Consider the following 19,749-nt stretch of genomic DNA (forward strand, 5'->3'; position numbering starts at 1 on the left):
ACCCGACGGAGGTCTGCATGCGCACGCACCACCTGGCCGTGATCGGCGGCGACGGCATCGGCCCGGACGTCACCGCGGCCGCGCTCACCGCCGTGCACGCGGCGGCCGGGAAGTTCGGCTTCGCCGTCGGCACCACCGAGTTCGACCTCGGCGCCGAGCACTACCTGCGCACCGGGGTGGTCCTCGACGAGCCGACCGTCGAGAAGCTGCGCGAGCACGACGCGATCCTGCTCGGTGCCGTCGGCGACCCGCGCGTCGCGCCGGGGATCCTGGAGCGCGGGCTGATCGTGGCGCTGCGCGTGGCGTTCCGGCAGTCGGTGAACATCCGGCCCGTGCGGCTCTACCCCGGCGTGGAGAGCCCGGTGAAGGGGGTGACGCCGGAGAACTGCGACCTGGTCGTGCTGCGGGAGAACACTGAAGGCCTGTACGCGGGCGGCGGGTCGACCACGCACGCCGGGACCCCGCACGCGGTGGCGCTGCAGAACTCGGTGACGACCGTGGCCGCCACGAGGGAGATCGTCGAGTTCGCGTTCCGCCTGGCGGCGCGGCGAAGGCGCAAGGTGACGTTGTGCCACAAGACGAACATCCTCGTCCACGCGGGCCGGCTGTGGCAGGACGTGGTCGACGAGGTCGCCGCGGACCACCCCGGCGTCGAGCACGACTACGTGCACGCCGACGCCATGTGCCTGCACCTGCCGCTCGACCCGGGCCGCTTCGACGTCGTCGTCACGGACAACCTCTTCGGCGACATCATCAGCGACCTCGGCGCGACCGTCCAAGGTGGACTCGGCGTCGCCGCCAGCGCGAACCACAACCCGGCGGGCACCGCACCCAGCATGTTCGAGCCCGTCCACGGTTCCGCGCCCGACATCGCCGGCCGCGGCTGGGCGAACCCCGTCGCGGCCATCCTCTCGGCCAGCCTCTGCCTCGCCACGCTCGGCGAGCGCGACGCGGCGCTGGCCCTGGAAGCCGCCGCCACGTCGGTGCTCGCCGAACTGCCCGCCCTCGCGGGCCCGGACATGGGCGCGACGACGGCGGAGATCGGGGCGCGCGTCGCCGAGCGGGTGTCCACCGTGGACCCGTCGGCGATCGGGGATCCCGCGCGGTCGCTGATCAGCGCACTGGCCTGACCGCTCTCCGGATCTCGGGCAGTTCCGGGACGCGGCCGGCGCAGCGGTTTCGCCGCGGCCCGCGGTGTTACGTTGGCGTCGTGGCGAACTATCACTCCCCGCGGCGGGCCCAGGCGGCGGAAGCCACGAGGACGACGATCGTCGAGACGGCCCGGCGGCTGTTCTCGGAGCGGGGTTACGCGGCGGTGACCATCGCCCAGATCGCCGATGGCGCCGGCGTCGCGGTGCCGACGGTGTACGCGAGCGCAGGCGGCAAGGCACAGATCCTGCGTCTGCTGATCGACGAAGCCGTGCACGACCCCGCCGTCGCGCAGACGCTCGCGGTCGTGGCGGCGTCGGGCTCGGCGGCCGAGATGGTGCGCGCGACAGCGGCCGGCGTGCGGCGCACGCACGAACGGCACTGGCCGACGCTCGTCGCGCTCATCCCCCAGTGCTACGGCGAGCCGGCGGCCGCCCAGGTCCTCGAAGCGGCGAACCGCGAGTTCCTCGCCGCGCTGACGGACGTCGCCGGCCACCTGATCACCGCGCCCGGCGCCCGGCCCGGGCTGACCGTGACCGAGGCGGTCGACTTCCTGTGGTTCCACCTCGGCCAGTCCGCGTGGTTCAGCCTGGTGCGCGACCGGGCCTGGACCTTCGACCGGGCCGAAAGCTGGCTGGCCGACAACGCCCGGCGCGCGCTGTGCGCACCGTCCTAAGCGGACACCGGCCCGGCCGACCCATCTCGTTCTCGCGGCCGGCAGCACAGCCGAACAACGCCCCCTGCTCGGGCCCGGCCGAGTTCCTGACAGTGACGGACCTCCGTGTGCCGCAGGGCGAGTCGGCGAAAAACCAACTATCTTCGGGAGTTTTCAGGTCACGACTTTCGTAGCTAACCCCCACCCCGGCGGCTCTGGTCTGCTCAGGATCGCGATCCGAGGGATCTCCGAAGGGAGCAAGGGTGATGAAGGCAGACGTGAGGCGCTTGGTGACCGCGCTGGCCGCGGTGGCGGCGGCCGGCGTGGTGGCCGCCGCGGGGGCGCCGGCGGCGTCCGCCGGGCAGGGGCCGTTGATCGTGGGCGGGACGCCGACGACCATCGACCAGTTCCCGGCGACCGTGATCTTCAACGTGAACGGCCAACAGCACTGCGCGGGCACGCTCGTGGCACCGGACAAGGTGCTCACGGCGGCGCACTGCACCGACGGGGTGAAGGCCGGGCAGATGCAGATCATCGGCGGGCAGACGAAGTTCTCCGACACCACGGGCGAGAAGGCCGGGGTGAAGGAGGTCTGGCAGAACCCCGGCTTCACCATGGACGGCATGCAGCACGACAACTCCGTGCTGACGCTGGACAAGGAGCTCTCGTACAAGCCCGCCACGCTCGTGCAGTCGGCGGACGACCCGGCGTACAAGACCGGCACCGACGTGACCGTGGTCGGCTGGGGCACGACGTCCGAGGGCGGCGACGTGTCCGACCAGCTGCTGAAGGTCACGATTCCGGTGGCGGACAACAACACCTGCGCCGACGCGTACCAGAAGATCGGCGACAACTACGACACGGCGACGATGTTCTGCGCGGGCGTGCCCGAGGGCGGCAAGGACTCGTGCCAGGGCGACTCCGGCGGACCGGCCTACGTGGACGGCAAGCTCGCCGGCATCGTGTCCTGGGGCCAGGGCTGCGCGCGCAAGGGCTTCCCCGGCGTGTACACCAACGTCGGCAACGACTACTCCGTGATCAGCTCCCACATCGGCTGACGTCTCCCGCCGGCGGGCAGGGCACCGCCTCGCCTGACGGGCTGGGCACTGCCTCGCCGACGGCCATCCGCTGCCTCGCCGACGCGCTGGGCTGCCTCCCCGGTGAGCCGGGCAATGCCTCAACGGCAGCTTTCCACCGCCTCGCCGGCGGGCTGGGTTGCGCCTCCCCGGCGGGCTGGAATCTGGCTCGCCAACACGCTGGACTACCTCGCCGGCAAGCCGGGCAAATCCTCAACGGCAGCTTCCCCTGCCTCGCCCGGCGGGCTGGACTGCCCCGCCGGCGGGCTGAGCAAATCCTCAACGCCAGCTTTCCACTGCCTCGTCGGTGGGCTGGGTTGTGCCTCCCCGGCGGGCAAAGCCAGCCTCACCGGCGGGCTGGCCTGCCTCACCGGCGGGCTGGATTGCGCCTCCCCGGCGGGCAAAGCCAGCCTCACCGGCGGGCTGGATTGCGCCTCCCCGGCGGGCAAAGCCAGCCTCACCGGCGGGCTGGCCTGCCTCACCGGCGGGCTGGGTTGCGCCTCCCCGGCGGGCAAAGCCAGCCTCACCGGCGGGCTGGCCTGCCTCACCGGCGGGCTGGGTTGTGCCTCCCCGGCGGGGTGGAATCTGGCTCGCCAACACGCTGGACTGCCTCGCCGGCGAGCCGGGTACTGCCTCGCCGGCGAGCCGGGGTCTGCCTCACCGGTGGGCTGGAATCTGCCTCGCCGGCGAGCCGGGGTCTGCCTCGCCGGCGGGCTGGCCTGCCTCACGGGCGGGCTAGGGTCTGCCTCGCCGGCGGGCTGGCCTGCCTCGCCGGCGAGCCGGGGTCTGCCTCGCCGGCGGGCTGGGCACCCACCCGCCGGCGAGGTAGGCTCTGCCGCCATCCGGCCGGCCCCGACGAAGCGGCGGGCCGGGTGGAGGAGGCGAGATGGAGGGCATGACCGTCCGGCTGGACACCCGCGACGCCGACCAGGCCCGGGCCCGGCTCATCAGCTCCTACTGCCCGCACCGGATCACGCCCGGCGGCGCCGGTTTCCACGCCCGCCACGCCGAAGCGGAGAGCACCGACCTCAGCGTGTACGACCTGTCCTACGGCGACGACGCGGTGCAGGTCAACCCCGTGCCGTTCCAGGACTTCGTCCTCTTCTCCCGCCCGCTGGCCGGCTCGCTGGGGTTCGGCGCGAGCACCCGCGCGGGCACGGGCCAGACGGTCGCGCTGGACGCGCGGACCCAGCACGACCTCGCGTTCGGCCCCGGCTGCCGCCTGCTCACCGTGAAGCTGCCCGGCAAGCTGCTCGCCCGCGCCGCGGCCACGTCCGGCCGGGGCGTCGCCATCCGCACCGGCATCGCACTCGATCCGCGGCCGTGGGACGCGGTCACCCGGTTCGTCGTCCGCGAAGTCCTCCCCCACCGCCTGCTCACCGCACCCATGGCCACGTCGGTCGCGCAGCTCGTCGCGGTCGCCGCGCTCGAATCGTTCGGCGGCCCCGCCCCGGCGCGCCGGCACCGGAACGCGGCCGCCGTCGTCCGCCGGGCGTGCGAGTACCTCGAGGCCCACGCCGGGGCGGACATCGGGCTGCTCGACATCGCCGCCGCGGCCGGCGTCGCGCCGCGCACGCTGCAGGACCACTTCCGCGCCCGGCTCGGCACGTCGCCCACGGCCCGGCTGCGGCAGGTCCGCCTGGAGCGCGTGCACGCCGAACTCCTCGCGGGCGAGGCCACGTCCGTCGCCGAAGTCGCGAAACGCTGGGGTTTCGGCAATCTCGGGCGCTTCGCCGCCGACTACCGGCGCACGTTCGGCACGGCCCCCTCGGCCGATCTGCGCCGCTGACCCCGCGCGTTTCGGCCGGCCCGCGGATTCCGGACAGCGCACCCGCGCTCCGCGGGCTAACTTCCCGGCCACCACCAGGCACGAAGGGAACTCACCATGGCCACCATCGTCCTCGTCCACGGCTCCTGGCACGACGGCAGCCTCTGGGCACCGGTCGCCTCCGTCCTGCGCGGCCGCGGCCACGAAGTCCACACCCCGACCGTCGCCGGGCACGGGCCCGGCGTCCCCAAGGACGTGACCCACGACGACTGCCTGCGCTCGATCGTCGACGCGATCACCGCCGCCGACCTGCACGACGTGGTGCTGCTCGGCCACAGCTTCGGCGGCACCGTCGTCGCCCGCGTCGCCGAGGAGATCCCCGATCGGCTCAAGCGGCTGATCTTCTGGAACGCCTTCGTCCCGCAGCCCGGCAACTGCCTCGACGACGAGGTGCCCCCGCACTACCGTGAACTGTTCGCCCAGTCGGCGGCGGCGAGCGACGACAACTCCGTCACGCTCCCCTTCCCGATCTGGCGCGAGGCGTTCATCCAGGACGCCGACGCCGAGCTCGCGGCCTCGACCTACCAGCAGCTTTCGACCGAGCCGTACCAGCCGTTCCTGGACAAGCTCGACCTCACGCGCTTCTACGCGACCCGGCTGCCGAAGAGCTACATCAACGCCACCGAGGACACCGCGCTGCCGCCGGGCGAGTGGGGCTGGCACCCGCGCATGTCGGGCCGGCTCGGGCTGTACCGCCTCGTGCAGCTGCCCGGCAGCCACGAGGTCATGTTCACCGCACCCGAGCGGCTCGCCACGGCGATCGAGGAAGCCGCGCGCGACTGAGCCGTCAGGGGCCGTAGGTCGCCTGCGTCACCGCGAAGACGTTGCGGTTGCCCGCGCCTTCCTGCAGCGTCCACAACAGGTCGGCCTTGGTGTCGTCTTCCCAGTACGACAGGCTTTCGCCGCTCGAGACCCACGCGTGGGTGGCGGGGCCGGTCGCCGGGGTCCAGTAGTAGAGCTGCTTCTGGCCCGAGGAGTTGAACCACCAGCGGTTGTTGTGCGAAGCGACGCCGTTGAGGTTGTACCAGGGCAGCTGCAGCGCCTCGCTCGCCGTGGTCGTGGCGGCGAACGTCGTCGCGCCCGCGGCGAACGGGAAGCGCACGGCCCGCGGCGCGCGGTTCGGGTAGGCGGTGCAGCCGGACTGGCAGGTGTACTCCGCCATCACGATCGACTTGCTCACGCGGTCCAGCGAGATCGACGACCACACCAGGTTGGTGCCCGACGTGGTCTTCGAGGTGATCGTGCCGACCTGCGGGAGCACGTAGGCGTAGTTGTGGGCGTAGTACGTGCTGCCGGTCTGGTGCCCGATCTGGCCCGCCGTGCCACCCGTGTCGGTCTTCAGGATCTTGCGCAGGTCGAACACGCGCATGCCGTGGCCGGTGTCGGCGACGTAGAGGTAGTCGCCGTACCAGGAAACGCCGCCGGCGTGGATCGGGATGTCCTTGAAGTCCGGCGCCGCCGAGGTCCCGGTCGGCTCGACGAGCAGGATCTTGCGGTACTTGTTCGGGTACGTCGCGTCCCAGTCGACGAGCGTGATGCGGCTGCGGGTCTGGTCACCGTCGCACGCGCTCTTGGTGTACCAGCTCACGAGCACCAGCTGGTGGCCGTCGTAGTTGCCGCTGTTGGCGGTGCCGACGGCGTCGCGGCTCGTGGTGATGCCCTGCGGGTAGTTCGTGCAGTCGGAGTTGTCGCCGCTGTCGAAGCGGAACCCGTCCGACAACCCGGCCACCGACACCGACGACGGCAGCGCCGTGCGGTCGTGGTTCGCGTTGTCCATGACCGTGTGCACCGCGGCGGTGCCGAGCGTCGAGACCAGTGCCGAGTTGACCGCGTCGAACTGGTGGTAGTCCGCGCTCAGCGTGTACTGGCTGGTCGGCAGGTTCGTCGGCGCGGTGGCCGCGATCGCCGGTGGTGAGGCCGCGACCGCTCCGGCGACGAGCACCCCCGCGGCGAGCACCGCCCGCGAGGCGACGAGAACACGACGACGCACCGACATGAGACCCCCCAGAAGTCAAGTCTGCGTTCGCGGCACAGGCTAGGGGTGAGCACCCGATCGCGCAATACCCCTAATGCCGCAACGAAGCGCGGTACACCTCCGCGTCGCCGACTGTCCACTCAGTACTCATCCGGCGGTCGCTTCCCCGGGTACGGCAACGGCCGTGCAACCGGCCGGGGGACGCGGCCCCACCGGCCTTTCCTGGCGCACAAGGAGTTCGACCCGGCGACCACGCCGCGTCGATCCCGGCCTCGCGCCACAAGCGGGGACGTCGGCGGCCGCATCGAGGGGCCCGCTATCGGGTCGAGCCGTCGGCCCGTGCCGCGCTGCCGTGGTCCGGACCAAGTCCACCCGACTGGCGGCACCGCGTCTCGGCGTTGACGATCAGCGCCAACACTCCCGGCGGCCGGCCGAGCCCGAGCGCTCCCACCCGCCTCGATCAACTTCCTCCGACCTCTTGTACCGATCGGTCCGTACACTGTATCGTTCCGCGCAACGTCCCAGGTCACGGCCTTGAAGATCGGCGACCTGGGCGCCCACCGCTCGTCCCGGTACGCGCCGGAGCCGGCGGTGTCCACTCCGCGGCCAGTGCGCCGGCACGGGTCCGTGCCGCGTGCGGCCGTGCCCTCTCACCGATGACGCTGGAGGTTGTCGTGGTTGTCGATCAGCAGCAGGCGGCGCGGGTGAAACCCGCGCGCGTGGCGTTCGCGAGCTTCATCGGGACCGCCATCGAGTGGTACGACTTCTTCCTCTTCGGCTCGGCCGCGACGCTCGTGTTCAGCAAGCAGTTCTTCCCGACGCTCGACCCGCTCGCCGCCACCCTGGCGGCTTTCGCGACGTTCGGCGTCGCGTTCGTCGCGCGCCCGCTCGGCGGCATCGTGTTCGGGCACTTCGGCGACCGCGTCGGCCGCAAGCGGATGCTGTTCCTGTCGCTGCTGCTGATGGGCGGCGGAACGGTCGCCATCGGGCTGCTGCCCACCTACGAGCAGATGGGCGTCGCCGCGCCGATCCTGCTGGTGCTGGTGCGGTTGCTGCAGGGGTTCGCGGTCGGCGGTGAGTGGGGCGGCGCCGTGCTCATGGCCGTGGAGCACGCCCCGCCGAACCGGCGCGCGTTCTACGGCAGCTGGCCGCAGGCCGGCGTGCCCGCGGGGCTCGTGCTCTCCGCCGGGGCGTTCCTCGCGGTGCAGCAGCTGCCGAAGGACCAGCTGCTGAGCTGGGGCTGGCGGCTGCCGTTCCTGGCCAGCGTGGTCCTGATCGCCGTCGGGCTGTACGTGCGGTCGCGGCTCGAGGAGTCGCCGGAGTTCGCGCGCGCCGAGGTGCCGTCGTTCCCGCTGAAGGACACCCTGCGCCGTTCGCTGCGTGCGGTGCTCGTCGGCGTCTTCGCGCAGGCCGGCACGAACATCCCGTTCTACATCGCGAGCGTTTTCGTGCTGTCCTACGGCCCGGCTGAAGCCGGCGTCTCCCGCGGCACGGTGCTGACCTGTCTGATCATCGCGTCCCTGGTGGACATCGCGGCGGTGCCGCTGGTCGCGATCGTCGCCGACCGCATCGGCCGCCGCAAGGTGCTCCTCGGCGGCGCCGTCTACTCGGCCGCCGTGGCGTTCCCGTTCTTCTGGCTGCTGGACACGGGCGCCCCGATCGCCGTGCTCGTCGCGATGTTCCTGCTGTTCACCCTCGGCCACGCCACCACCTACAGCGCGATGGCCGGTTTCCTCGCCGAACTGTTCGGCGCCGAACACCGCTACACGGGTGTGTCCGTGGCCTACCAGGTGGGCGGCCTGATCACGAGCGGCCCGGCACCGTTCATCGCCGCCGCGCTGTTCGCCGGGTTCGGCGGGTCGTGGGTGATCGCGCTGTACATCGTGCTCGCGTGTGCCGTCACCTTCACCGCGCTGCTGCTGGCGCCGCGGCGGAGCTGAGCGGGCTCAGCCGAGCAGGACGCAGTCGCCGCACTTCGGCCCGTCGTGCCCCGGCGCGGCGCGGTAGATGAGGCAGCAGCTGCGGCGGCGGAAGCGCCCGCCCTCCCGGGTGAACGTGCCGGCGAGGGCGGGCACCGCGAAGAGCCGCTCGACGATGGTGTCCACTTCGGACGTCCACTCCGGATGGTCCTGGCGCAGCATCGTGGCGGCGCCGTTGAGCGCGGAGGCGACGTTGCCGCGGCGGATGGTTCCGGACACGGAGAAGGCGTCGAGGGCGTGGTCGAGGCGGGCGAGCGGGCCGTCGAGGACGTGGCTTGCGAAGTGCTCGACCACGTCGCCGGTCTTGCGCGGGACCGGCAGCGACAGCGGGAACGCGCCGCCCACCTCGGGTTGCCACCAGGCATCGGCGTAGTCGGCGCCCCTGCCGGCGGCCGCCAGGGCCAGTGCCGGGGAGAGCAGGCGGGCCGCGAGGCCCAGGTGCGCCACGGACGCCGCGACGCGCAGCTCGACGTCCCCTCCGCCGGCGGCCAGGACGCTCCGGACCCGCGCCACACGCTCACGCAGCACGAACCCGTCGTCGAGGACCTCTGACAGCGGACGCCACGACGCCGCGGGCTCGGCGCCCGCGGCGTGCGTGTCGTAGGTGAAGAACGGGTTCACGCGGCGGCGGTGGCCGTCTCCTTGCGGCCGCCGGAGAGCACGCGCTCGGCCAGCGGGCCGAACACGAGCGCGATCGTGGTCCACAGGATCAGCTGCGCGAGCACCGAGTTGAGGCGGAACGCGAACAGCGTGTCGGCCGGGAACCCCGGGTACACGATGGCGCCCGCGTCGTTCTTCAGCGGCAGCGGCGTCTCGGTCGGCTGCGCGCCGTACTCGGCGACGTTGGCCGAAAGCTGCCCCAGCGACGGCAGCAGCGCCATCAGGACCGCCGACACGACCACGAACGCGGCGCCCGCGACCAGCGTCGCGTTCCAAGTGCCGAGTTTCGGTGCGAGACGGCGGCCCAGCACCACGGCGCCGACGAGGAAGACGATCGACGCCGCGACCATCCCGAGGTAGAGCCCCGAGCGCGCGCCGATCGTGTCGGCGTGGCCGACGGCGGGCGGGTTGGCCGGGTACTTCAGGAACGGCACGAGGTAGAGGGCGAGGAACCCCGCTCCGGCGACGAGCACGGCCAGCACGCGGGCGCGCACCTGGCCGACGCGGCCCAGGCACACCGTGTAGACCACGGCGAACAGCAGCCCCATCGCGACACCGAAGAGGATCATGCCCGCGCCGATGCCGACGTTGGCCTGCACGGCGCGGCTGAACACCTCCGGCCCGTCGTGCGCCATGCCGGCCATGCCGCCGTGGTCGAGGGCTTCCTGCGCGGCGTCGCGGCCGGACTCGTAGTCGATGGCGGCCTGGATCTGCGGCTCCGCGAAGATGCGCGCGAAGACGAACGCCAGCAGGCCGCCCAGCGCGCCGGCGAGCAGGCCGCGCAGGACGAGCTTCTTCTCCATGTTCGGTTGTCCGTTTCCGTGCGCGTCAGTGGCAGGGGAAGCCGAGGAAGTGCCGCGCGTCGTGCACGAACTCGTGGACGTGGGTGTCGCTGCCGAACAGCGAGACCGCGCCCTGGTCGATGCCGATGAAGTAGTAGAGCAGCAGCGCCGCCGCCACGCTCAGGCCGAGCCACAGGGCGGCCTTCGAAACGGGCAGGACGACCGGGGTCGAGCGGTCGGCCGGGATGGTGGCCATCGATTGTCTCCTTGGGGATGACGCGTCCCTTGCGGGTGGACTCGTGGCGGCTGCTCGACCTGACTCGCCCTCGTTCGGGCTCACAGTGGCGCGACCGTGCCGGATTCACACCGGCTTCCGAGTAGCCGTCACGCGGGCAGAACGGTACGGCCCCAGTTGTCCGCGCGTCAATCTCCGGGCGGGTGTTTCGTGCCGCTTTGCCGGGTTGAGCGGCCGAGATCAGCACCCGACGGAGCAACTCAGAGCCGCTGGACCGTCGCGAACCAGCCGGGGGCGTCGTGCTCGTGGAAGCGGGTGTGCACACGCTCGCGTTCGAGGCTCGCGAGGCGCCAGCCGGTGTCGGGCGTGAAGACTTCCCGCAGTTCGGCCTCGGTGACGGGGTGCGGTCCGGTGTCCGGTCCGGCGTCGCTGAAGCACAGGACGTACAGCGTGCCGCCGGGGTTGGTGGCAGCGGCGAGCGAGGCGACGTAGCGGGCCCGCTCGGCGGCGTCGAAGGTGTGCAGCAGCCCGGAGTCGAGCACGGTGTCGAAGCGGCGGCCGAGGGCTTCGAGGTGCAGCGCGTCGGCCGTCACGAACTCGGCCGCGAGGCCTTGACCGGCCGCCTTTTCCCGGGCTCTGCTCAGCGCGGTCTCGGCGACGTCGACGCCCAGCACGTGCAGCCCCCGGTCCGCGACGAGCAGCGCGTTCTCCCCCGACCCGCACCCCGCGTCGAGGACCTCGCCGGTGAACCCGCCGTCGTCCGCGGCCCGCACGAACGCCGGCTGCGGCCCGCCGAAGTCCCACGGCGCGGGCCCGTCCTCGTACGAAGCGTCCCAGGGACGCCCGGTCCTGCGCTCGTGACTCGTCGGCTCGCGGCCCATGCCGCGATTCTCACTCCGTGGACTGCCGCGGGGCAATCGCCTTGAGGACCACGTCGCGCGTGTGGTGGGTCCCCTCGGGCCCCGGCCGGGTCCGTTCCCGCACCTCGTGCACCTCGACGGTCCACCCGGCCAGCCGCTGCACGATTTCGCCGGGCCGGTAGTAGTCGCTGTAGTCGACCCCCTCGTCCTCGGGATCGTGCCCGGTCACCAGCAGGGTCCCGCCGGGCGCCACGGTGGCGACCAGCCGGTCGAGCGCGCCGTCGTCGCGCTTGCGCAGCGGGAAGTACTGCACGGACACCAGTTCGAACGCCCCCGCCGGCATCGCCGTGCAGCTCAGGTCGGCCCGCGTCCAGGCGACGCGTTCGGCCACGTCGCGCCCGCTCTCGGCGCCACGCCGCAGCGCGGTCTCCGACACGTCCACGGCCGTCACGTGCCACCCCTGGCGCGCGAGCCACACCGCGTCGGCCCCTTCCCCGCACCCGACGTCGAGCGCCTGCCCCGGCGCCATCCCCGCGGCTTCCGCCACGAGCACCGCGTTGGGCTCCCCGCTGAACACCTGCTCCCGGCTGCGGTACATCCCGTCCCAGTCCTGGTCCTGGTCCTGGTCCGTCATCGGCGTCCCCTTCGGCTGTGGTGGTCTCCGTGGGACCAACTTGCCGCGCGGGCCGACGGGAGGGCAAATTGGTTTGCCGAACGGGCAAACCGGGTCAAGCGGAGTGCGGCAGGAGGGCCATTCCGCCGAGTTCGCCGGAGGGCAGGACGACCATCCGCAGTCGCCGGGTGGTGGCGGCGAAGGCGATCGCGACCTCCGCGACGACGGCGCCGGACGCGGCGATCTCGTGGTGGCGGACCGTGATCTCTCCCGCGGGTCCCGCGGGCTGGATGCTGGTCGTCCAGGCCCGAGCCAGGCGGTCTTCGGTGATCTTGCCGCGGACGTTCGCGGCCAGCCGGGCGTGCACGCGCGCGACGTGCCCGGCCACGAACGCGCGGGCGATCCCGAGGGCGTCGTCGCGCCAGGCGGGCCACGGTGCCGGTGTGCTCGCCCGCCGCGGGTCTTCGCCGGCCAGCACCAGTCGCGCGGCCCGTTTGAGGTGGGAGGAAAACGCGGGGCTGCCCTGGGTGCTGACGAGCATCGCCACGGCGCGCCCGCGTTCGTGATCAACGGTCACGCAGGCGCTGAACCCGCCGGTTCCGCCGCTGTGCTCACGCACGCCGCCCGGCCGCACGAGCCACGCGAGTGCTTGCTCGGCACCGTCTTCGACGCGCAGCACCGGTCGCTGCGCGAGCGTGATCGCCGTGCCCAGCGGCGTGGGCGGCGGGAACAGGCACGCGCGGGCGAAGCGGGCCAGGTCGCCGATCGTCGCTTCGACCCCACCGGCGCCGAGCGGGTGGTCCCACCGGGGAACCTCGTGCCCACCGGCGTGGCCCGGCAGCAGTGTGCCCGCTCCGCGCGGCCCGACGCCGGAACAGGTCATGGCGAGCGGACCGAGCAGCCGCTCGGTGATCAGCGCCGGGTAGTCCAGCCCGCTCGCGCGCTGCACGATGAGACCGAGCAGCTGGTAGCCGAGGTTGGAGTAGCGCCAGGGCCGGCCCGCCGTGGTGCTCGCTTGCCGCAAGCCTTCTTCCGCTCGCTCGAAGTCGTAGCCGGCCCAGGGGTGGTGGTGAGGTAGTCGTCGGCGAACCGGCCGCCGCCGGGGATGTCCGGCGCCAGCCCGCCGCGCCACGTGCCCTGGTCCTGGACGTTGACCCGCACCGGTCGCTGCCGGTGCGGTGCGAACGGGTCGCCCGCCGGGTCGGCCATGCGGGTCTGGAGGGTGAAGACCCGGCCTTGGCGCAGGCTGGCCGCGGCGGCGAGAACCTGTTCGGGGCCGAGCAGGTTCAGTGCCCCGATCTCGTCGTCCGCACCCCACCGGCCCCAGTTCGTCGGGGCCCCGGAAAGGATCTCGGAAAGCTGCTTCACCGGCTGATCGCTCACGACGAACCACGCTCCTTGACGTCACTGTCGGGCTCGCGCTGGTGCTGTGCAGCGAACATAAGTGGCGGAGGGAGGTGATGTCAATAAACTAACATCAGGGTGCTAGGAAAGTACCATTTCGGGCTCAGGCGAGGGCGTGGTCCTCGTCGACCGCGACCGTGACGACCTTGACGTGGTGCGCGGCCAACGCGGCCCGATGCTCGTCGGACAGCCCGTCGTCGGTGACGAGCACGTCGACGTCGTCGAGCGAACACGCCCGCACCATCGCGGAGCTCGCGAACTTGCTGGAGTCGGCCAGGAGGATCACCTCGTCGGCGACGTCGACGAGGGCGCGCTTGGACACCGCGTCGAAGTGGTTGCCGCAGTACACGCCCTCGGTGGTCACGCTCGACGCGGCGAGCAGCAGCGTGCGCACCCGCAGCTCCCTGATCGCCGCGAGCGTCATCGGCCCGGCGAAGGACTGCGAACTCTGGTGCAGGGTTCCGCCGAGGCTGATCACGTCCAGGTTCTCCTTGCCCAGCAAGGTGTTGATGATCGGCAGCGACGCGGTGACGACCTGCAGCCGAAGCGCCGGCGGCAGCAGGTTCGCCACCGCGTTGGTCGTGGTGCCGGCGTCGAACGCGACCGCGCCGCCGTCGGGCAGCAGCTCGATCACCCGGCGCGCGATGGCCTGCTTGGCGGCGGCGTGCCGGCTGGAGCGGGCGCGGAAGTCGGTGCCGTCGATCGCGGCGGCGGGCAACGTGGTGACACCGCCGTGCACGCTGCGCATGCGACCCTCGCGAACGAGCTTGCGCGCGTCGCGCCGGATGGTCATCTCCGAGACGCCGAGCACCTTCGACAGCTCGGCGACGGTGCAGAACCCCTGCTCCTCGACGAGCCCGACGAGGCGGCTGCGCCGTTCCTCGGCGGGCGACGGCTGGGTCTCAGGGGGCACGGTGCTCCTCCGGGTCGGTACCCGGGCCCGACCGGCGGGCCCGGGGGTGTTCGACCACGGAGCCCGCGGCACGCGAGCGGGTCCCGGACTTCCGTGGCTCCTGTGGCTTCCGTGGCGACCGGACCGGCGCCTCGCGCGCGCTCGCCCGACGCTAGATGTGCTGTTAATTCGTGTCAATAAACGAACATTAGCCACGGCCGGCGCTCGCCGGCAACCGACCGGGCGCCCGGTTGACGCGCGGGGGTGCGCCCGCCTAGCGTCGGGACCCATGAACCGCGCCTCGCCGGCCGTGGCCGACCGCATCCTCGTCACGGCGGCGGCGCTGTTCCGGCGCAAGGGCTACGCCGCGGCCACCACCCGCGAGCTGGCCGAACTGCTCAACATCCAGAAGGCGACGCTGTACCACCACATCGGCGCCAAGGAAGACCTGCTCCACGGGATCTGCCGGGAGAGCCTCGGCGACATCACCCGGCGCGTCGAGCAGGTCGCCGCGGACGTCAGCGGGCCCGACCGGCTCGAGGCGATGATCGAGGCGCACGTGGAGAGCGCGCTGGAGTTCCGCGACTTGCACTCGGTGATGTTGTTCGAACTGCGCTCGCTCACCGGCGATCGGCTGGCCGACGTGGTGGGGCTGCGCGATGCCTACGAGCGGGTGCTGCAGGCCGCCGTCGAGCACGACCAGTCCCGCGGCCTGCTGCGCACCGACCTCAGCGCCCGCCACCTCACGCTCGCCCTGCTCAACTCGTTGAACTGGACCATCTTCTGGTACGACCCGGCGGGCGACATGAGCCCGCGCGAGCTGGCCCGGTTCCTCTCCAGCGTGTTCCTCGACGGCGCCGCCAGCCCCGGCGCCCAGCAAGCCCGCGCCGCGCGGCACTGAGGGAGTCCACTGTGGATCTGAACTTCGCCCCCGCCACCACCGAGCTGGCCGGGAAGACCCGCGCGTTCGTCCGGGAGGTGGTGCTGCCCGTCGAGGAGCGCCACCACGGTGTCGCGCCCGACGGTGACGACTGGCGGCGGGAACTGCAGGACGCCGCGAAGGCCCACGGCGTGTTCGGCCCGCACCTGCCGGCCGAGTACGGCGGGCACGGCCTGGGCATGGTCGAGCGCGCGCCCGTGTTCGAAGAGGCCGGGTACTCGCTGTTCGGCCCGATCGCGGTGAACTGCGCGGCGCCGGACGAGGGCAACCAGCACCTGCTGGACCGCGTCGCGACGCCGGAGCAGCGCAAGACCTACCTCGATCCCCTCGCCCGCGGCGAGGTCCGCTCCGCCTTCGCGATGACCGAGCCCGCGCCCGGTGCGGGCTCCGATCCGCGGGCGCTGGCCACGACCGCCACGCGCGTCGAGGCGGGCTGGCGGATCGACGGGCTCAAGCGCTTCATCACCGGCGCGGACGGCGCGGCGTTCAGCATCGTGATGGCGCGGACCTCGGGCGAGCCCGGAGCGCGCGGTGGGGCGACGATGTTCCTCGTCGACGCGGACAACCCGGGGATGGTCCTCGAGCGGCACGTGCCGACGATGGACAAGAGCATGGCCGGCGGGCACTGCGAGGTGCGGTTCGAGAACTGCGTCGTGCCCGAGGACGCGGTGCTGGGCGAACTGGACCGCGGCTTCGAGTACGCGCAGGTGCGCCTCGGCCCGGCCCGCATGACGCACTGCATGCGCTGGCTCGGCGCGGCGCGCCACGCCCACGAGCTGGCCCTCGGCCGGGCGGTGGAGCGCGAGGCGTTCGGCGAGCGGCTGTCGAACCTGGGGCTGACGCAGCAGCTGATCGCCGACTCCGAGATCGACCTGGCGGCGTCGCGCGCGTTGGTCCTGCGCGCGTGCTGGGAACTCGACACCGGCGAGAGCGCCGGCGACTCGACCGCCATCGCGAAGACGTTCGTCTCCGAGGCCGTCGGGCGGATCGTGGACCGGGCGGTGCAGGTGCACGGCGGACTCGGGGTCTCCGAGGACCTGCCGCTCGCACGCATCTACCGCGAGGTGCGCCCGTTCCGGATCTACGACGGACCGTCCGAAGTGCACCGGTGGGCGCTCGCGAAACGGGCCGCCCGGCGGGCGCGCGAAGGGTTCGCCTCGTGATCGACCTCGCCCGGCTGCGCGCGCTGCTCACCGAACACGGCGTGGCCGTCGACGGTGACCTCCGCGCCGACGAGATCAGCGGCGGCCGCTCCAACCTCACCTACAAGGTCAGCGACGGCACCCAGGCGTGGGTCGTGCGCCGCCCGCCGGTCGCCGGCCTGACCCCGTCGGCGCACGACGTGCTGCGTGAGTACCGCATCGTCGACGCGCTGCAGGCCACCGACATCCCGGTGGCCCCCACGGTCCTCGCCGACGAATCCGGCCCTCTCATCGTCGTCGGCTTCGTGCCCGGCCGGGTCCTGCGCACGCGCGCGGACCTCGACGGCGTGGACCTCGACGGCGTCCACCGCGAACTGATCCGCGTCCTCGTGGCCCTGCACGCGGTGCCCTACGCCGACTTCGGCCTGAGCGGCTTCGGCCGCCCGGACGGTTTCTTCGCCCGGCAGGTGAAACGCTGGCGCCGGCAGTGGGACCACGTCGCCACCCGCGAACTCCCGGACCTCGACCGCCTGCACACCCGCCTCACCGACCGCACCCCACCCCCCTCCCCGCCCACGATCGTCCACGGCGACTACCGCGTCGACAACACCCTCCTGGACCCCACACGCCCCTCCCACATGCTCGCCCTGGTCGACTGGGAAATGTCCACCCTGGGCGACCCGCTCACCGACGTCGCCACCATGTGCACCTACCAACACCCCGCCTTCGACCACGTCGTCGGCGAACCGGCCGCCAGCACCAGCCCCCGGTGGCCGGGTCCCGATGCCCTCGCGCAGGACTACGCCGTCGCGTCGGGCCGCGACCTGGGTGAGTTCTCCGCGTACCTGGGGCTGGCGTACTTCAAGCTGGCCGTGATCGCCGAAGGGATCCGCGCCCGCTACCTCGCGGGCGCCGGCAGCGAGCCAGGCCACGCGTCGGCGGGTGAGGCCGTGCCGGGGCTTGTCGCTGAGGGGCTTGGGGTGCTTGGCCGCTGATCGTCGTGATGCTGGGGCCAGCTGTGCCCTTCGGCGAAGGGGTGCGCGAATGCGCCTGTGTGGCGGACGAACTCACCGACAGAAGACTGAAGCTTGACAAGGCGAGTGCGGAGCGGGTCGCTCTGCCGCGGGGGAGCAACCCTTCAAGAACAGGCGAGCGCTTCGACGTCACCGGCGAGCGAACGTGCTGCCGATGTCAGAGGGGCCTGTTGCGGCCGGCGAACCAGCAGGCAGCGCCAGCCCGGATAGCATGTGTGGGACCGCCCCGGGGCCGCGAGTCGCTGGGGAAGGCCGGTCGGTAAGACCACGTGTGAGAGCTGATGTAGGGCCGTCGTGGCAAGCGCGGATCGCGTGCGTTCCGGGCGTAGGTGGCTCGCGTCGAGCGCGGGCCACCTACACACCGAACGCCGCGCGCACCGCTGTGACGGCCGCAGCCAGCGCCGTTCCTGCTCCGCCTGCACGGGTGGCCACCTCTGTCAGTGACGACAGCCGCGCCAGGATTCCGGGGCGGCGGCGGTCGTCCTCGGCCAGGTCGGCTTCGCGCACCAAACCTGCGGACGCGTCCTCCGCCGCGACGGCGTCCTCCGGCGGCAGCGTCGCCGACATCGAGGCGACCGCCGTCTGGAGCCGCTCCAGCGCCTCGGCCAGGGACATGGCGTCGGTTCCCGTGTTGTGCTGGTGCGCACCACCCGAGCCGGTGTTGACCGGGCCGTGGAACGCTCCGCCGCTGATCTTGCTCTCGTACTTGGTCATCACGAGCTCCTTGACGTCGATGGTGATCCCGCGGCGGGTCGGGGCGATCGCGCCGGCGACGAGGTCGTGATACTCCGCGACGCGAGACCGGATGCGGTCGTTGTCGAGCAGTCCCAGCGCGTCCTGCAATGTACCCACGGTGTCCCAGTAGACGTCACGCGCGTGGCCGATGACCGTGCCGAGCAGCTGGGCGTTGCCGAAACCGTGTCGTCGGGGGCGAAGCAGCGTGTCGAGCGTCGAGACGAGGAAGCGCTCCACCGGTGGGTGGTCGGGGTCGAGCTTCCCGTTGACGCACAGGCCGAGCACGGTCTCCGCAGCCAGGAAACCGGCGTGCAGGCGGGACACGTGCGTCTTCAGTCTGCGCATTTCCTCGGGATCGGCGCCACCTCGCTTGAGATTCCAGGACGCCAACCTCGTGCCCTTGGTGATCCGCCACGTCTGGGACAACGACGCGCTCTCGGTTACGACCCCGGGAGTTTCCGCGATCATCGCCGGCTCTCCGGCGCGCACCACCCACTCCCGCAGCTCCCACCAAGCCAGCAGTTCGTCGCCGAGTACGGAGCCGGTGGACACCGGGTCGCCCAGGGTCGTCGCGTCGAGCAGGTGTGCGGCGAAGCGCGGGCCGAAGTCCACGAGCGGGACAGCGTGGCCGTGGAGGCCGCGCAACCAGGTCGGCGCCTGAGTCGCGTAGCGCGACATCAGGCCAGTGCGGTGGCCGTCCCAGCCCCGGAAGGCGAAGCAAACCTCCAGGCGCCCGACGATGCCGTCCGTGTAGAAGTTCCGATACACCACCTTCGCGGACGCCTGGTCCGGGGCGAATCGCTCGGGCGTCCCGACCCGCACGCGGTTGCGCACGTCAACGTAGGAGGATTCGCTGAGCCACGGCGCCACTCCACCACGCAGCCTCGGACGGACCGCGCCGAGCCCACGAACGTAGTCGCTGCGATGGTGGTCCGGCGAGCTGCGGCTGAACCTGTGAGCCGGCACCGGCCAGTTCGGGCGCGGATCGCGGTAGGTGTTCCCGGCAACGAGCGGGCGCACGTCGACGACTGGGAGTTGTACCGTCACGAACACCCTCGAAGCGTATCGAGACACTAGGCCTAGCGCGGCCGTATGGGCAGCGGTGGGCGAGGCTCTGGATCTAGATCCCGTGGTCAGCGGCCCAGAGCAATCGATGAATCGCGACCTCGTCGTTCCCCGATCTGGTCCAGGCCAAGGACGAAGAGCTCAGGTACCGAACAGTGACGTCACCAAGGTTTCCGCGATCGCCCGCAACTCTGCCGGCTCGTACGTCGCGCGTTCCATCACCGCGAGGCCGCGCGTGGTGGTGACGACGAGGCGCGCCGCGGCGTGGAGGTCGATCGGGGAGGCGGTGTCGGGGAGCGTGGACAGGCGCGTGAAGACCAGGGTTTCCAGCTCCTCCAGCATGGTGCGGACCGCAGCCTCGGTGCGGGGTGAGTCGGTGGCGGCTTCGATGGCGGTGCGGGTCGAGAGGCAACCGTGGGAGGGGGTGCCTTCGGCGAAGGTCCGGATGCAGTAGTCGAACAGGGACAGGAGAGCGTCGCGGCGGGTGGGGCGGTCCAAGGCGGCGGCGGCGCCGTCCAGGAAGCGTGCGGCGTAGGAGCCGAAGGCGCGCAGGAAGATTTCCTCTTTGCCGCCGTAGGCGTGGTAGAGGGAGCCGCGCTGGACGCCGGTGGCGGTGGCGAGGTCGGGCATCGACGTGGCGCGGAAGCCGCGCTCGGTGAAGACGTCTAGGGCTCGTTCGAGGGTCGCGCGTTCGTCGAACTGCCGGACACCTGCCATGAGAACCC

The 19,749-nt window shown here is 72.1% G+C and carries 20 protein-coding genes and 1 riboswitch; of the genes, 9 read left to right on the plus strand and 11 right to left on the minus strand.

From position 1 onward, the window contains the following. The first annotated feature begins 17 nt into the window (after positions 1 to 17). The 5 genes from ACIA77_RS23080 (at position 18) to ACIA77_RS23100 (ending at position 5,491) form a co-directional block, all read left to right on the plus strand. Complete coding sequence (locus tag ACIA77_RS23080; RefSeq protein ID WP_395887997.1) at positions 18 to 1,130, plus strand: 3-isopropylmalate dehydrogenase; 1,113 nt, start codon at positions 18 to 20, stop codon at positions 1,128 to 1,130. 80 nt (positions 1,131 to 1,210) lie between these two features. Continuing rightward, positions 1,211 to 1,825, plus strand: a complete 615-nt coding sequence (locus tag ACIA77_RS23085) for a TetR/AcrR family transcriptional regulator (RefSeq protein WP_395887998.1) — start codon at positions 1,211 to 1,213, stop codon at positions 1,823 to 1,825. A 245-nt stretch (positions 1,826 to 2,070) separates the two neighbouring features. After that, positions 2,071 to 2,862: a serine protease gene (locus tag ACIA77_RS23090; protein WP_395887999.1), complete on the plus strand. Its 792-nt coding sequence runs from the start codon at positions 2,071 to 2,073 to the stop codon at positions 2,860 to 2,862. A gap of 904 nt (positions 2,863 to 3,766) precedes the next feature. Further along, positions 3,767 to 4,669, plus strand: a complete 903-nt coding sequence (locus tag ACIA77_RS23095) for an AraC family transcriptional regulator (protein ID WP_395888000.1) — start codon at positions 3,767 to 3,769, stop codon at positions 4,667 to 4,669. Between the two features lie 96 nt (positions 4,670 to 4,765). Further along, positions 4,766 to 5,491 (plus strand): alpha/beta fold hydrolase, encoded by a 726-nt coding sequence (locus tag ACIA77_RS23100; protein ID WP_395888001.1) that lies wholly within the window; start codon positions 4,766 to 4,768, stop codon positions 5,489 to 5,491. Between the two features lie 4 nt (positions 5,492 to 5,495). On the opposite strand, the gene ACIA77_RS23105 is transcribed toward ACIA77_RS23100, so the two are convergent. Beyond that, positions 5,496 to 6,698: a hypothetical protein gene (locus ACIA77_RS23105; protein WP_395888002.1), complete on the minus strand. Its 1,203-nt coding sequence runs from the start codon at positions 6,696 to 6,698 to the stop codon at positions 5,496 to 5,498. 641 nt (positions 6,699 to 7,339) lie between these two features. Between ACIA77_RS23105 and ACIA77_RS23110 the strand changes: the two genes are divergently transcribed. Beyond that, on the plus strand, positions 7,340 to 8,623 hold the full coding sequence (locus ACIA77_RS23110) for an MFS transporter (RefSeq protein WP_395888003.1): 1,284 nt from the start codon (positions 7,340 to 7,342) through the stop codon (positions 8,621 to 8,623). A gap of 6 nt (positions 8,624 to 8,629) precedes the next feature. Here the strand turns inward: ACIA77_RS23110 and ACIA77_RS23115 are convergent, their stop codons facing one another. The 8 genes from ACIA77_RS23115 to ACIA77_RS23150 form a co-directional block, all read right to left on the minus strand. Next, a complete protein-coding gene (locus ACIA77_RS23115; RefSeq protein ID WP_395888004.1) occupies positions 8,630 to 9,283 on the minus strand; it encodes a (2Fe-2S)-binding protein in 654 nt (217 codons plus the stop codon). Continuing rightward, entirely contained in the window at positions 9,280 to 10,125 is an 846-nt protein-coding gene (locus tag ACIA77_RS23120) for a CbtA family protein (protein WP_395888005.1), read from the minus strand. The genes ACIA77_RS23115 and ACIA77_RS23120 overlap by 4 nt, the downstream gene beginning before the upstream one ends. A gap of 25 nt (positions 10,126 to 10,150) precedes the next feature. Further along, positions 10,151 to 10,360: a CbtB-domain containing protein gene (locus tag ACIA77_RS23125; RefSeq protein WP_204089520.1), complete on the minus strand. Its 210-nt coding sequence runs from the start codon at positions 10,358 to 10,360 to the stop codon at positions 10,151 to 10,153. A gap of 33 nt (positions 10,361 to 10,393) precedes the next feature. Next, positions 10,394 to 10,527, minus strand: a riboswitch (cobalamin riboswitch). Positions 10,528 to 10,599: 72 nt separating this feature from the next. Continuing rightward, entirely contained in the window at positions 10,600 to 11,220 is a 621-nt protein-coding gene (locus tag ACIA77_RS23130) for a class I SAM-dependent methyltransferase (RefSeq protein WP_395888006.1), read from the minus strand. Positions 11,221 to 11,230: 10 nt separating this feature from the next. Continuing rightward, positions 11,231 to 11,833 (minus strand): class I SAM-dependent methyltransferase, encoded by a 603-nt coding sequence (locus ACIA77_RS23135; protein WP_395888007.1) that lies wholly within the window; start codon positions 11,831 to 11,833, stop codon positions 11,231 to 11,233. A gap of 94 nt (positions 11,834 to 11,927) precedes the next feature. Next, entirely contained in the window at positions 11,928 to 12,836 is a 909-nt protein-coding gene (locus ACIA77_RS23140; RefSeq protein ID WP_395888008.1) for a serine hydrolase domain-containing protein, read from the minus strand. Beyond that, positions 12,725 to 13,195, minus strand: a complete 471-nt coding sequence (locus ACIA77_RS23145; RefSeq protein WP_395888009.1) for a hypothetical protein — start codon at positions 13,193 to 13,195, stop codon at positions 12,725 to 12,727. The genes ACIA77_RS23140 and ACIA77_RS23145 overlap by 112 nt, the downstream gene beginning before the upstream one ends. 124 nt (positions 13,196 to 13,319) lie before the next feature. After that, entirely contained in the window at positions 13,320 to 14,129 is an 810-nt protein-coding gene (locus tag ACIA77_RS23150) for a DeoR/GlpR family DNA-binding transcription regulator (RefSeq protein ID WP_395888010.1), read from the minus strand. Positions 14,130 to 14,397: 268 nt separating this feature from the next. Here ACIA77_RS23150 and ACIA77_RS23155 point away from each other — a divergent pair, with 268 nt between their 5' ends. Genes ACIA77_RS23155 through ACIA77_RS23165 form a run of 3 tightly spaced genes read left to right on the plus strand, consistent with a single transcriptional unit; the run spans position 14,398 to position 17,185 of the window. After that, positions 14,398 to 15,009, plus strand: coding sequence for a TetR/AcrR family transcriptional regulator (locus ACIA77_RS23155; protein ID WP_395888011.1), 612 nt, complete (start codon positions 14,398 to 14,400; stop codon positions 15,007 to 15,009). An 11-nt stretch (positions 15,010 to 15,020) separates the two neighbouring features. Continuing rightward, the gene (locus tag ACIA77_RS23160) at positions 15,021 to 16,211 is read left to right on the plus strand and encodes an acyl-CoA dehydrogenase family protein (RefSeq protein ID WP_395888012.1); all 1,191 of its coding nucleotides are present in this window, start codon (positions 15,021 to 15,023) and stop codon (positions 16,209 to 16,211) included. Next, positions 16,208 to 17,185, plus strand: coding sequence for a phosphotransferase family protein (locus ACIA77_RS23165; protein ID WP_395888013.1), 978 nt, complete (start codon positions 16,208 to 16,210; stop codon positions 17,183 to 17,185). Before ACIA77_RS23160 ends, ACIA77_RS23165 begins: the two co-directional genes overlap by 4 nt. Before the next feature lie 393 nt (positions 17,186 to 17,578). Here ACIA77_RS23165 and ACIA77_RS23170 read toward each other — a convergent pair whose 3' ends face one another. Continuing rightward, positions 17,579 to 18,793, minus strand: coding sequence for a hypothetical protein (locus tag ACIA77_RS23170; RefSeq protein WP_395888014.1), 1,215 nt, complete (start codon positions 18,791 to 18,793; stop codon positions 17,579 to 17,581). Positions 18,794 to 19,165: 372 nt separating this feature from the next. Beyond that, positions 19,166 to 19,741: a TetR/AcrR family transcriptional regulator gene (locus ACIA77_RS23175; protein ID WP_395888015.1), complete on the minus strand. Its 576-nt coding sequence runs from the start codon at positions 19,739 to 19,741 to the stop codon at positions 19,166 to 19,168. Positions 19,742 to 19,749 lie beyond the last annotated feature (8 nt).

The sequence above is a fragment of the Amycolatopsis sp. NPDC051903 genome, from assembly GCF_044452505.1.
Classification (GTDB): Bacteria; Actinomycetota; Actinomycetes; order Mycobacteriales; family Pseudonocardiaceae; genus Amycolatopsis.